Below are 13,199 nucleotides of genomic sequence, written 5' to 3'. Positions count from 1 at the left end.
ACTGCTTAGCCCGACAGATTGGCCAGCTGGGCGAGTTGTTGCGTTAAGTAATTGCTGGTCGACGTCATGCGCGAGATCGTCACGTCCAGCGCAGTAAATTGCTTGGTCAGCCGTTTTTCGATGCCTTGCAGCTTGAGGTTCAGCGCATCGCGCGACTTGCCGATGTCCTTGATGGTGTTTTGCAGGCTGTTGGTCTGGCCATTGATCAGGCCCGACGAACTGGTGAAGTTGTCCATCAGGCGGGTCAAGATGTCGGCATAGCCCTGCGAGAAGCTGACGGTGCCGCGGTCGGCTGGATATGGCCCGCCGGTGATTTCCATTTTCAGCCCCGACAGTGTCGAGCCGGCGCCAGCGGTCAGCAACTGGCCGGAGCCGGTGGCGGCGACGCCGTCGATCGTGCCGGCCACATCGGTACCGTCGGTATCGGTCGGGCTCGGCACCAGGCTGTCGGCGGCGTTGCCGCTGACGTCGACTTTCGATGCCGAACCATATCGGTTCGACATGATGGTCAGCTTGCCGTCGGCGTCGGCGCTGACCGCCACCGTCACGCCGCCGGCCTTGAATTCGGAGGCGCCGTTGATCGCGCTTTGCAGGTAGGCGGCCAGCGATTGCGCGGTATAGGTGTTCGGGGCCAGGGTCAGGCTGGTGCTGACGCCGTCGACGCTCAGGTTGAGCTGGTCGTTGCTGCCCAGCGTGATGACCGGGTTGGCGGCGGCGCCGCCGCTGACCTGGCCGCGGGTGGCCAGCGCGCTGACGAACAGCGCGCCGGTGCCCGGCTTGGTGGTGGTGGCCGAGCCGATGTATTTGACCAGGCTGTCCGACGAGGTGCCGATCGAGGCGAACAGGCCGGCCAGGTCGTCGAAGCTGGTCTCGATCGCCTTGGTCAGCTTGGCCGAGTCGAGCGCCATCGAGCCGTCGCGCTGGAACGTCACGCCGACCTGGGTCAGGTTGGTGAGCGCGCCGCCGCCGGTCAGCGAATCGCCGAGCATCGTCCGCACCTGGCTCTGGATGTTACGCACCGATGCTTCGCCCAGCAGGGCGCCGCCCACTTTGGTGGCAGGGTCGTAGGCGGTCAGCGTCTTGATCGTCTTGTCGAGGTCGTTGTAAGCCTTGACCAGCGAACTGACGCCATTCTGGATCGCCGAGGTATCGCGCGCCACATTGACGGTGGTGCTGCCGATCTTGTTGATGGTCAGGCTCACGCCCTGGATCGCCTCGGCCACCGTCTTGTTCCTGGCGGTCACGGGAATGCCGTTGACGGTCAGCGCGGTGTCCTGGGCGGCGGTACTCTGGGTCATGTTCTGGGCGCCGGCCGGGTCGTAGGCCAGCAGGTCGGCCAGCGCGGTGTCGCCGGCCGGCGCGGCGGCGTCGCGCGCCACCGAAATCTTCATCGTCGAGGTCGCGCCGGTGGCGTTCGAGGTCATGACCAGGTGATGCGGGTTGCCGCTGCCGTCGGAGACGATGGTGGCGGTCACGCCAATATTGGCCTTGTTGACGGCGTCGCGGATGCCTTGCAGCGAATTGTTGGTGCTGTCGATGACGACGCTGCCGCCGCTCTGCAGCGAGTCCTGGGTGAACGCGCGCGGGTCGAGCGGCGGGACGGCGAGCGGATCGTCGACATACACGCCGTTGGCGAGCTTGCCGCCGGTGACGGTGCCGAACTGGAAGGTCAGGGTGGTCTTGGCGCCGTCGCCGATCGGCGCGGTGGTGGTGGCCTTGCCGGCGGTCGCGATGGTTTGCGCCTGCGCCAGCTTGGTGACGTCGACCGTGTACGACCCGGCCACCGCCTTGCTGCTGGCGGTGCCGCTGAGGATGCTCGCGTCGGTGGCGGTGGCCGTGACGCCCTGGAACTTGGACGGCAGCTTGAGCGCGTCGAGCGTGCTCTGGAAGGTGCTCAGGGCGCCCTTGAGGGTGCCGAACGCCGAGACTTTCGCCAGGTAGTTGGCTTCCTTCCTGGCAAGCAGGTTCAGCGGCCGCGCTTCGACAGCCATCAACTGGCTGACGATGTCAGTCACGTTGAGGTTCGATCCAATGCCGGGTGATGAAAGGGCCATGACAACTCCTGCGGAAAACGATAATGTAAATTATTATCGGCAGGATTCAACCCGACTTTAGAGGGGATAATCCCTGCCAGTTCGGGTATTCGGCAATTAACTCAGGCCTTTTGCCTAATCAACAAGCCTTGCAGGCGATCGAGCGCCTTGGCGATCTCCAGCGCTTCCACGCTGGGCATTTGCCGGATCACTTCCTTGGTGTCCATATCGACCACCTTGACGACGGTGCGCTTGCTGTCGGTGTCGATCGAGAATTCCAGGCTCGGCGACATCGCCTGCACGGTCTTGTTGATCGTCTTGAGGGCGTCGTTCACTTCGGCTGGGGCCGGCTCGGCATCGACCGCGGTGACGGGGTTGCGGGTCTCGGTTGCCAGCACCGGGCGCGCGGCGGGCGCGGTAATCGGGTTGGCCTGACGGTCGTAGGATTCGGTTTTTGGTGTTACGCCACCAAATGACTGGACTTGCATGGCAATCTCCTCAACGAAAAATTCCCCGGACGGTAAAACCGTCCGGGGATTGCATCAACGCTACGTTGTGTCTACTGATTAACCACGCAGCAGGGACAGTACGCCGTTTGGCAGCGAGTTAGCCTGGGCCAACATCGCGGTGCCGGCCTGCTGGAGGATCTGGCCGCGGGTCAGGTTGGCCGTTTCCGCTGCGAAGTCGGTGTCCTGGATGCGGCTACGTGCGCTGCTCAGGTTTTCCGACGTTGCTTGCAGGTTGCTGATGGTGTTGGTGAAACGGTTCTGGACCGCACCCAGCGACGCACGGGCGTTGCTGATGTTTGCCAGAGCTGCATCGATCACCTTCAGTGCATCGTTGGCGCCGCTTGGGATGCCGTTGGTCATCGCGGTGACGTCGATCGACGCGACCGACGACAGGGCGCTGCCCTTGACGGTGGTGTCGTCCAGGACGCCGGCTGCGCTTGCCGTCGCGGTGAACGCCGACGACGAGCTGAACGTGACCTTGGCGCCGACGGTGGTTGCTTCGTCGGCAGCCGCCAGGGTCACCGCGGTGCCGGTGCCGCCGTCGGTGGTGCCCATGCCCTTGACTGCGATCGCGTTGTTGGTCGTGGCATCGTTGTTCTTCACGCCGATGTCATAGCCCTTGTCCTGGGTCAGCTTGATTTCGCCGGTCGACAGGTCGGCAACGGCGGTGATGCCGGTCGAACCAGTCTGGTCGTTGATGGCCTTGGCCAGTGCGCCGACGTCCTTGCTGTTGGCCAGGGTGGCGCCGACAGTGATTGGGTTTGCCGAGCCGTCAGCTTTTGGCGCGCCTTGCAGGGTCAGCGAGACGCCGCCAGCGACGAAGCCGCTCAGGGTTGCCGAGGTCTGTGCCGACGCGGTTACGCCGGTCAGGCCTGCAGCTGCGTTGACTGCGTCAGCGATGACCTTGCCCGAATCGCCGGCGGTCACGGTGACGCTGGTCGAATTGCCGTTGCCCTGGATGTCGAGGGTGCCGGCCGAAACGTTGTTTGCCGGGATGGTGCCGTCGGTGGTCTTGGTGGCTGCGTCAACCATGGTGCCGCCGGTGTTCTTGGCCAGCGTGTTGTTGCCGATTGCCGAAGCCTGGGCGCTGCCGATCGAGAAGTTGATCGTCTGGTTGGCGTTAGCACCGACCTGGAACTGGGCGTTGCTCAGGGTGCCGTCGAGGACGTTCTGGCCGTTGAACTGGGTCGAGTTAGCGACACGGTTCAGTTCCTGTTGCAGCTGGGAGACTTCTTGCTGAACCGAAGCGCGGTCCGACGACGAGTTGGTGCCGTTGGCAGCTTGTACCGACAGGGTACGCATACGCTGCAGCAGGTCGGTTGCGGTCGACAGGCCGCCTTCAGCGGTCTGAGCCAGCGAGATACCGTCGTTGGCGTTACGTGCTGCCTGGTTCAGGCCGTTGATCTGGCTGGTCATGCGGTCCGAAATCGCCAGGCCTGCTGCGTCGTCTTTAGCGCTGTTGATACGCAGGCCGGAAGACAGGCGCTGCAGCGAGGTAGCCAGCGAGCTCTGGGAGGTGCTCAGGTTACGCTGCGAGTTCAGGGATGCGGTGTTGGTGTTGATGGTCGATGCCATGGTAATTCTCCAGACGATGCTACTTGTATTTCGGGGTGGGCGACGTGCCTCTGATCACCTTGGTGTGCCTCTGTGTTTTGAAGCAATCACACCGCAGTTGAATCTGGTAACGGTGGCTCCCTGAAAAAGTTGATGGAGAAAAACACTATTTTTTTCATTTTTTTGCCCTCAGATTTCCGCAAGCGGCCCCGCTAAACGACAGGAAAAAGCCAAACTTGAGGGCAAAATAAATTAAATTTGATGGCTGACAAGGTCGATTTTTGTTGGCGTAAAACTAACGTAGGGCGGATAAGCGAAAGCGCATCCGCCGAATTGTGCGCCATGTTGACGCTCAACCCGGCGGATGCGCTTCGCTTATCCGCCCTACCTTGTATTTTTGCTATTCTGCGACGACGACGCGGTTCTTGCCGGTCTGCTTGGCCTGGTACATTGCGCGGTCGGCGCGGGTGACCAGCGCGTCCTGCGGCTCGTCCGGCAGGCGCAATGCCACGCCGGCCGAGAAGGTGATCAGGATCTTCTCGTTTTCGTGCAGGAAGAAGTGGCGGGTCAGCTCGCGCTGCAGCCGCGTCATCGTCTGCGCCGCCGCTTCGATGGTGGTTTCGGGCAGCAAGATCACGAATTCCTCGCCGCCGAAGCGGGCGATCACGTCCATCGAGCGCAGGGTGGCCTTGACGATCTGCACCAGGTGCTTGAGCGCGCCGTCGCCGGCGATGTGGCCGTAGGTGTCGTTGAGGCGCTTGAAATCGTCCAGGTCCAGCACCGCGATGCACAGCGGGGTGCCGCGGCGGTCGGCGCGCGCGGTTTCGCGCTCGAACACGTCGTCCAGGCCGCGGCGGTTGAGGCTGCCAGTCAACTGGTCTTCGCGCACCAGTTCGCTCATCAGGCGCAGCTTTTCTTCCAGCGTGTGGATGCGCTGCTCGGCATCGTGCATTTCCTGGCGCGCGGCCATCATCCGGTCGCGCGACTTGAGCGCTTCGGCCTGGACGGCGCGGGTTTCGCGCAGCACATTGTCGAGCACCGCGTTGAGCTGGTCGATATCGGTCGCCTGGCTGATCTGTTCGGAGTAGCCGCCGATTTTTTCATGGAAGTCGCCGGTGGTCGCCGCCACCGAGCTAAGGCGGTCGATGAAGGTCATCATCATGTTCTTGACGGTGAGCTTGACGTCCGACAGGCTGTGCTTGAGCTGGCCCTGCTTGTAGATCACTTCCTTCATGCTGCGCATGGCGTCCTCCAGCGCGCGCTGGTCGAGCGGCCCGGCGATCAGTTCCTGCACCATCTCGACCTGGCCGCGCAGCCAGCTGTCTTCGTCGAGCAGTTCGCTGACGTTTTCCAGCAGCAGGCGGAACAGGCGCAGCAGCATTTCCTGCTGCTCCTGCGCGTCGCCGCCGCGAATCTCGATCTGGTAGCACAGCTGCTTCAGGCGCAGCGCGATGTCGTTGAGCGCCGCTTCGTTGTGGGCGGTCTTGACGGCCGCGCCCAGCGATTCGGCTTCGCTGACCAGCGCGGGCGAGCCGGTCAGCAGGGAGGCGACCGCAAACACCAGGGTGCGGCTGAGCAGGTCGCGCAGCAGGCGCGCTTCCGGCTCGTCGGCCAGCACCGCCAGTTCGAACGGCCCCGGCTTCTTGGCCTGCTTTTCCAGCAGCTGGGTCAGGCCGCGCGCGAAACCGTCCCAGTCGCGTGCCTTGATGGTGCGGTCGAGCCGGCGCCCCGCTTCGCCCATTTCGCCCGTGGTTTCGCCCAGCCGGGCGGTGAATTCCCCCAGTGCCAGCTCGGCGCTGGCCCCCGCCGCGGCCTTGGGCTCGACGATGCCGGCGATATCGTTGTAAATTTCGCGGTACGCCTCAGGCGTTGGCGCAATGCGGCGCGTGGCAAGGCGGCGAAACGCCTCGCGGGCGATATCGGCTGGGTTTTGGGCTGGGCTGGACATGGGTCGCTCTAAGATGGCGTTGAATTATCCTCATGATAATCCGCTTCCCAGGCTGCCATCGCGCCGATAAGAAGAGGTAAACACCCCTTACTTCTCGGCATTACTATGGACGGCCGAATAACTATTCGATCAGCTGGTTCTTGATCGCGTAATGGGTCAGTTCGGCACTGTTCTTGAGCTTCATTTTCACCAGCAAGCGCGCGCGGTATTCGCTGATGGTCTTCACCGACAGCGACAGCTCTTCGGCGATCACGCTGACCGTCTTGCCCGAGGCAATCATCGTCAGGGTCTGGTACTCGCGGTCGGACAGGGTGTCGTGCAGCGCCACCGCGTGGTCTTCGCCGACCTGGGCCGCCAGCTCCTGGGCCAGCGCCGCGCTGACGTATTTCTGGCCGGAGGCGACCTGGCGGATCGCCGTCACCAGTTCCTTGGGCGCGCTTTGCTTGGTCAGGTAGCCGGCCGCGCCCGCCTTGAGCGAGCGGATCGCGTACTGGTCCTCGCGGTGCATCGACAGCATCAGCACCGCCATGTCGGGATGCTCTTTTTTTACCTGCTTGAGCACGTCGATGCCGCTCTTGTCCGGCATCGAGATGTCGAGCAGCATCACGTGGCACTTGGATTTGCGAAACAGCTTGATGGCGTCGAGCCCGTTTTCGGATTCGCCGGCGACGATAATGTCGGGAGAATCGGCCAGGATCTGCTTGAGCCCTTCCCGGACGATGGCGTGGTCGTCGGCGATAAATACGCGGATAGTTGCTTTTTGATTCATTTCGCGAGTGGCTGACGTTCTTTGGTCTTGATGGTCACTATCGTGCCACCTCCGCGCGCCTGCGACAAGGCCATCGTGCCGCCCAGCGCCCGGGCGCGCTCATGCATGCCGCGCAGGCCGAACGACTGCGGCTTGAGGCGGTCCGCTGGCGCGATGCCGACGCCGTCATCGGCGATCGCCAGCACAATCTCGTGGCGGCGCCGCTGCAAGGTGACATTGACCGCGCTTGCCTTCGCATGCTTGGCGATATTGGTCAGCGCTTCCTGGAAAATCCGGAACAGCGCCGCGGCATGGTCGCTGGCCAGTTCGATGTCCTTGTCGTCGCAGCTGAAGCTGCAGCGGATGCCCATCTGCTTGTCGAACTCGGCCACCTGCCATTCGAGCGCGGCGACGATGCCGAAGTCGAGGATCGACGGGCGCAGGTCGAGCGTGATGCGGTGGATGGCGTCAATCGTGCGGTCCACCAGCGAATCGACGTAGGCGGCCTTGTCGGCCAGGTCCGGCTGGCCGGGCGGCAGGCGGTTGACCAGCATCGCCAGCGCCATCTTAATGGCGGTCAGGTTGCCGCCCAGGTCATCGTGGATTTCGCGCGCGATGCGGGTGCGTTCTTCTTCCTTGACCTGCTCGATATGGGCGGTCAGCTCGGCCAGGCGGGCGCGCGAACGCGCCGTTTCTTCCTGCTCCAGCTTGCTGGCCGTGATGTTGCTCATGATGCCGTCCCACTGCACGCTGCCCGGCGCCGCGGCCGACACATGCGGGGTGGCGCGCAGGTTGACCCATTTTTCGTCGTTCCAGGCGTCGATGAAGATGCGGCCTTCCCAGTTCCACACCGACAGCGCGCTGGCCGAGGCGTTCATCGAATCGAGGTAGCCCTTGCGGTCCTGGGGAAGGATCAGCTGGAGGAAGCGCTCCGGCATCTCCTGCAGTTCGCCCGCGTGCAGGCCAAGCAGGGCGGCGCAGCCGTCGCTCAGGTAGGGGAAGGCGACGCTGCCGTCCGCATCCAGCGCGAATTGGTAGACCAGGCCGGGCGTGTTGGCGGCAAAGCTGGGCATCGCGTCGGCGTGGGGCGGCGGGCTTTGGGTCATCGAACGGCCATTCTGTTGGGGACGCAAGAATGATACGTTAAAACAAGCTGGCCGGGGCGTGCCCTTGGACCAGGGTGCAGGACGCGCATAAAGGGTGGCTGGCCGTTACAATAGGCAGATGAACAAGGCATTTGTGAAAGAGACCGACAACGACGACGACGAGGAAGCGCTCGCCCTCGCGCAAGCCATTCCTGCCGGCGCCAAGAACTACATCACGCCGGCCGGCTACCAGCGCATCAAGGATGAGTTGCTCCAGCTGATTGACGTCGACCGTCCGGAAGTGGTGCGCGTGGTGCACTGGGCGGCGTCGAATGGCGACCGCTCCGAAAATGGCGACTATATATATGGCAAGAAGCGCCTGCGCGAGATCGACCGGCGCATCCGCTTCCTGACCAAGCGCATGGATTCGGCCGCCGTGGTCGATCCCGGCGTCCACCATGGCAACGACCAGGTGTTCTTCGGCGCCACCGTCACCTATCGCAACGCCGCTGGAGAAGAGCACACCGTCACCATCGTCGGCATCGATGAGCTCGACCCGCTCAACGGCAAGATCAGCTGGGTCTCGCCGGTCGCGCGCGCATTGACCAAGGCGCGCGAAGGCGACACCATTACCCTGCAAACCCCGCTTGGGGCGGACGAACTCGAGATCCTGGCAGTGGAATACCCGCGCCCGATCGAAGACTGACACTGGAACTACCATCAACCATCGAACCGACACCGGCATGGACGCGCTGAAGGCGCTGCGCGCCGCCACGGCCGAACGCCACACGCTGCTGGACACCGGCCTGCCGCTGGCAGGCGAGTCGCCGACGCTGGACGACTACGCCAGCCACCTGCGCATGCTGCGCGCCTGGCTGGCGCCGATCGAAGACTGGCTGGCCAGCGGGCCAGGCCCGGCCGACGCGCTGCCTCCGCTGCGCCGCATCCCCCTGATTGATGCCGACCTCAACCACGTGTCGTTCGCCCCCAGGCGGGAATCCATGCTGAGCGATCAAACCAGTTGGCCGGAAGACGCCAGCGCCGCCTACCGCTGGGGCGTCGCGTATGTGGCGGAAGGCTCGCAGCTGGGCGGCGCGGTGCTGTACCAGCGCCTCTCAAGCCAGCTGGCGCCGCATCCGCTGAGCTACCTGCGCGGCGAAGCGGCCGGACCGGGCCCGCGCTGGCGCAGTTTCATGCTGGCGCTGAAAGAGAATGTGAGCAGCGAGGAAGAGGTGGCCGAGGCCTGCGCAGGCGCCTGCGATGCCTTCGACCGTATCCTTGCGCTGAGATAGGAAAGGAGGGCGGCCTACGGGCGCTCGCGTTCGACCCGGTTGACGCCGGTCACGCGGCGCAGGTTGCGGATCAGGTGGGCCAGGTGGACCCGGTCCTTCACCTGGATCGTGAAGCGCAGCTGCGTCATCACGTGTTCGTCGTCCTCGTCCATCCCCACGTAGGTGATGTTGGCATCGGACTCGCCGATCTCGGCGGCCACGCGCGCCAGGATGCCTTTTTCGTTGTTGATCAGCAGGCGGATGCGGCAATCGAAGCGGCGGTTCAGCTCAGTGCCCCACTTGACCGGGATCCAGCGGTCCGGCTCCTTGGCGCGCAGGCGCTTGGCCGGCACGCAGTCGGTGGTGTGCACCACCAGCCCCTGGTCGCGGCGCAGCTGGCCCATGACCTGGTCGCCCGGAATCGGCAGGCAGCATGCGGCCAGCTGGACCGACACGCCTTCGCTGCCGTAGATCGTCACCGGCTCGAGCTCGTTGGCATCGAGCGGCGACATCGGCTGCAGGCCATTGAATTCATCGATCAGGCCGAAGATGTGGCGCGCCACCAGCGCGGCGACGCGCTTGCCGATGCCGATGTCGGCATACAGTTCTTCCATCGACTTGGCCGACGACTCGTTGAGCAGCTTCTCGATGGTCGGATCGGGCAGGTCGGGATTGATGTTCAGCTGCGTCAGCGCCTGCGCCAGCAGCTCGTGGCCCAGTTCAACCGACTCGGTCAGGTTAATCGTGCGCAGGTGGTGGCGGATCGCCGAGCGCGCCTTGCCGGTGCGGACAAACGCCAGCCAGGTCGGGCTAGGCTGCGAATCCGGGTCGGTCTCGATTTCGACGATGTCGCCGTTGCGCAGTTCGGTGCGCAGGGCCGCGGCCTCGTTGTTGATCTTGACCGAGACCGTATGGTCGCCGATGCCGGTGTGGATGGTGTAGGCGAAGTCGAGCGCGGTGGCGCCGCGCGGCAGCGCGATGATCTTCGACTTCGGCGTGAACACGTAGACCGAGTCCGGGAACAGGTCGACCTTGACGTGTTCGAGGAATTCGGCCGAGTCGCCGGTTTGCTGCTGGATGTCGAGCAGCGACTGCAGCCACGCATGCGTCTTCTGCTGCAGGTCCGACATGTTCGAGTCGCCGGTCTTGTACAGCCAGTGCGCCGCCACGCCCGATTCGGCGGTGCGGTGCATTTCCTGGGTGCGGATCTGGAACTCGACCGGGGTGCCGTACGGGCCGATCAGCGTGGTGTGCAGCGACTGGTAGCCGTTCAGCTTGCGGATCGCGATGTAGTCCTTGAACTTGCCCGGCATCGGCTTGTACATGCCGTGCAGGGTGCCAAGCGCCACATAACAGTTGGCGAAATCGTCGACCACCACGCGGAAGCCGTACACGTCGAGCACCTGCGAGAACGACAGGTGCTTGTTGCGCATTTTCTTGTAGATGCCGTACAGGGTCTTTTCGCGGCCGTAGACTTCGGCCTGGATGCCCGCGCCGGCCAGCGTGTTCTTGACCGATTCGAGGATCTTGGTGACCACTTCGCGGCGGTTGCCCCGCGCGGCCTTCACGGCCTTGGCCAGGGTGCGGTAGCGCAGCGGGTACAGGTGCGAGAACGCCAGGTCCTGCAGCTCGCGGTAGATATTGTTCAGGCCGAGCCGGTGGGCGATCGGCACATACACTTCCATCGTCTCGGCGGCGATGCGGCGCTTTTTGGACGCCGCCATGTGCTCGAGCGTGCGCATGTTGTGCAGCCGGTCGGCCAGCTTGATCAGGATGACGCGCACATCCGAGGCCATCGCCAGCAGCATCTTGCGGAAGTTTTCCGCCTGCGCTTCGATCAGGCTCTGGAATTCGATTTTCTCGAGCTTGGACAGGCCGTCGACGAGGGAAGCGACCGGCGCGCCGAAGCGCTCGATCAGCTCGTCCTTCTTGACGTCCTGGTCTTCCATCACGTCATGCAGCAGGGCGGCCATGATCGCCTGGACGTCGAGCTTCCAGTCGGCGCAGATTTCCGCGACCGCGATCGGATGGGAAATATAAGGTTCGCCCGACTTGCGGACCTGGCCCAGGTGCATCTCGTCGGAAAAACGATACGCTTCCTTGACCTTCTTCAGTTCGGAGGGGCTGAGGTATTCGGCCAGCTTGGCCGACAGCTGGGTAACCGAGGCAACGCCGGGCGCAGGGGCTGGCGTTGCAGGTTCATGCTGCCTGGAGCCCGGGCGCGGAGCCCGGGTGGTGGGAGTGCTGGTATGTGTCGAATCCGGTGTAGTCAGGCTCATACGCAAGTTCAATCAGCCGCAAGTGTAATGAATGGAGAACATAATAGCGGATGACGAAGTCCAGGCACGCCCGGGCACTTACATTGGGACCTTCTTGAGCATTTCCAGGCCGACCTTGCCGGCAGCGATTTCGCGCAGCGCGACGACGGTTGGCTTGTCCTTGGCATCGACCTTCGGAGTGTGGCCTTGCAACAACTGACGAGCGCGATACGTCGCGGCCAGGGTCAGCTGGAAGCGGTTAGGGATATTTTTCAAGCAATCTTCAATAGTAATACGGGCCATGGTAACTCCTAGATTCGGTCTATACGGGGGTGTGCTTGCCGTGTCACGCTTGCTGCGCGTGGATACCCAGTTGGGCAAACAGCGAGGCGTTGCGCGCCGCTTGCTGGGCAAAACGGCTGCGGGTGGCTTTGACGATCGCGCTTATCTCAGCCAGGGCGACGTTGAACTCTTCATTGATAATAACATACTCGAACTCCGGAGCGTGAGCGATCTCGCCGCCGGCGGCCAGCAGGCGCCGCGTAATGATGTGCGGTTCGTCGGTGCCGCGCTTGTGCAGGCGCTCTTCCAGGGCGGCGATCGACGGCGGCAAAATGAAAATGCCGGCCGCGTCCGGGAACTGCTTGCGCACCTGGCGCGCGCCCTGCCAGTCGATTTCCAGCAGAATATCCGTACCGGTCTTCATTTCCTTCTCGACCAGCAGGCGCGAGGTGCCGTAATAGTTGCCATGCACTTCAGCCCATTCCAGGAACTCGTCGCGCGCGGTGCGCTCGATGAAGTCTTCGGCGGTGGTGAAATGGTACTCGCGGCCATCCACTTCGCCCGGGCGGGGCGCGCGGGTGGTGGTCGAAATCGACAGCTTGATACCTGGCTCCTGCGCCAGCAGCGCATTGACCAGGGTAGATTTGCCGGCGCCGGAAGGCGCTGCGACCACGAACAGGCTGCCGGAGAAGCCGGAGGGAGCTTGCATGGGTATCCTTTTAGTATTCCAGGGGTTAATGCCTAGTATACCGTTTCCGCCCGATTGCAACGATGATCTTTTTGCCGCTGGTCAAAGATCCTCCGTCGTTCCCGCGAAAGCGGGAACCCATGCGGCTCATCCTGGTTGGCGAAGTATCGGTTCCCGCTTACGCGGGAACGACCCGTCATTCCAGGTTCCGAACCTGCTCGCGCATTGAGGTGCTTGCCGGCCTGGCCGCCTTTCAGGATGTGGCGGGTCTCGCGCGATGATCTTTTTGCCGCTGTTCAAAGACCTTCGTCGTTCCCGCGAAAGCGGGAACCCATGCGGCTCATCCTGGTTGGCAAAGTATCGGTTCCCGCTTCGCGGGAACGACCCGTCAATTCCAGGTTCTGAACCTGCTCGCGCATTGAGGCGCTTGCCGGCCTGGCCGCCTTTCAGGATATGGCGGGTCTCGCAACGATGATCTTTTTGGCGCTGTTCAAAGACCGCCGTCGTTCCCGCGAAAGCGGGAACCCATGCGGCTCATCCGGGGCGGCGAAGTATCGGTTCCCGCTTACGCGGGAACGACCCGTCGATTCCAGGTTCTGAACCTGCTCGCGCATTGAGGCGCTTGCCGGCCTGGCGGCCTTTCAGGATATGGCGCGTCTCGCAACGATGATCTTTTTGCCGCTGTTCAAAGACCGCCGTCGTTCCCGCGAAAGCGGGAACCCATGCGGCTCATCCGGTTCGGCGATGTATCGGTTCCCGCTTACGCGGGAACGACCCGTCGATTCCAGGTTCTGAACCTGCTCGCGCATTGAGGCGCTTGCCG

At 63.4% G+C, this 13,199-nt stretch carries 12 protein-coding genes; 2 read left to right on the top strand and 10 right to left on the bottom strand.

What is annotated here, in order from left to right:
• Positions 1–5: 5 nt before the first annotated feature.
• From fliD to I4X03_RS17250, 6 genes are all read right to left on the bottom strand, one after another.
• Positions 6–2,054 (bottom strand): flagellar filament capping protein FliD, encoded by a 2,049-nt coding sequence (fliD, locus tag I4X03_RS17275; protein WP_223469493.1) that lies wholly within the window; start codon positions 2,052–2,054, stop codon positions 6–8.
• Between the two features lie 101 nt (positions 2,055–2,155).
• On the bottom strand, positions 2,156–2,521 hold the full coding sequence (locus I4X03_RS17270; protein WP_223469492.1) for a flagellar protein FlaG: 366 nt from the start codon (positions 2,519–2,521) through the stop codon (positions 2,156–2,158).
• 78 nt (positions 2,522–2,599) lie between these two features.
• Positions 2,600–4,117, bottom strand: a complete 1,518-nt coding sequence (locus I4X03_RS17265) for a flagellin N-terminal helical domain-containing protein (protein WP_223469491.1) — start codon at positions 4,115–4,117, stop codon at positions 2,600–2,602.
• A gap of 379 nt (positions 4,118–4,496) precedes the next feature.
• On the bottom strand, positions 4,497–6,044 hold the full coding sequence (locus tag I4X03_RS17260; RefSeq protein WP_223469490.1) for a GGDEF domain-containing protein: 1,548 nt from the start codon (positions 6,042–6,044) through the stop codon (positions 4,497–4,499).
• Positions 6,045–6,165: 121 nt separating this feature from the next.
• Positions 6,166–6,813: a response regulator gene (locus I4X03_RS17255; RefSeq protein WP_223469489.1), complete on the bottom strand. Its 648-nt coding sequence runs from the start codon at positions 6,811–6,813 to the stop codon at positions 6,166–6,168.
• On the bottom strand, positions 6,810–7,898 hold the full coding sequence (locus I4X03_RS17250) for a sensor histidine kinase (protein ID WP_223469488.1): 1,089 nt from the start codon (positions 7,896–7,898) through the stop codon (positions 6,810–6,812). Before I4X03_RS17250 ends, I4X03_RS17255 begins: the two co-directional genes overlap by 4 nt.
• A gap of 118 nt (positions 7,899–8,016) precedes the next feature.
• Here I4X03_RS17250 and greB point away from each other — a divergent pair, with 118 nt between their 5' ends.
• Positions 8,017–8,583 carry a transcription elongation factor GreB gene (greB, locus tag I4X03_RS17245; RefSeq protein WP_223469487.1) on the top strand — a complete coding sequence of 189 codons (567 nt, stop codon included), beginning with the start codon at positions 8,017–8,019 and terminating at the stop codon, positions 8,581–8,583.
• Between the two features lie 37 nt (positions 8,584–8,620).
• Positions 8,621–9,169: a biliverdin-producing heme oxygenase gene (locus I4X03_RS17240; RefSeq protein WP_223469486.1), complete on the top strand. Its 549-nt coding sequence runs from the start codon at positions 8,621–8,623 to the stop codon at positions 9,167–9,169.
• 14 nt (positions 9,170–9,183) lie between these two features.
• On the opposite strand, the gene I4X03_RS17235 is transcribed toward I4X03_RS17240, so the two are convergent.
• From I4X03_RS17235 to I4X03_RS17220, 4 genes are all read right to left on the bottom strand, one after another.
• Positions 9,184–11,427 (bottom strand): RelA/SpoT family protein, encoded by a 2,244-nt coding sequence (locus I4X03_RS17235; RefSeq protein ID WP_223469485.1) that lies wholly within the window; start codon positions 11,425–11,427, stop codon positions 9,184–9,186.
• A gap of 78 nt (positions 11,428–11,505) precedes the next feature.
• Entirely contained in the window at positions 11,506–11,709 is a 204-nt protein-coding gene (gene rpoZ / locus I4X03_RS17230; protein WP_223469484.1) for a DNA-directed RNA polymerase subunit omega, read from the bottom strand.
• A 43-nt stretch (positions 11,710–11,752) separates the two neighbouring features.
• Positions 11,753–12,397 carry a guanylate kinase gene (gene gmk, locus I4X03_RS17225; protein ID WP_223469483.1) on the bottom strand — a complete coding sequence of 215 codons (645 nt, stop codon included), beginning with the start codon at positions 12,395–12,397 and terminating at the stop codon, positions 11,753–11,755.
• A 620-nt stretch (positions 12,398–13,017) separates the two neighbouring features.
• The coding region (locus I4X03_RS17220; protein ID WP_223469482.1) for a hypothetical protein at positions 13,018–13,199 on the bottom strand (182 nt) is incomplete at its 5' end.

It is taken from the genome of Massilia soli (assembly GCF_016809835.1).
Classification (GTDB): Bacteria; Pseudomonadota; Gammaproteobacteria; order Burkholderiales; family Burkholderiaceae_D; genus Telluria_A; species Telluria_A soli.
This window is presented reverse-complemented; position numbering and strand designations above follow the sequence as displayed.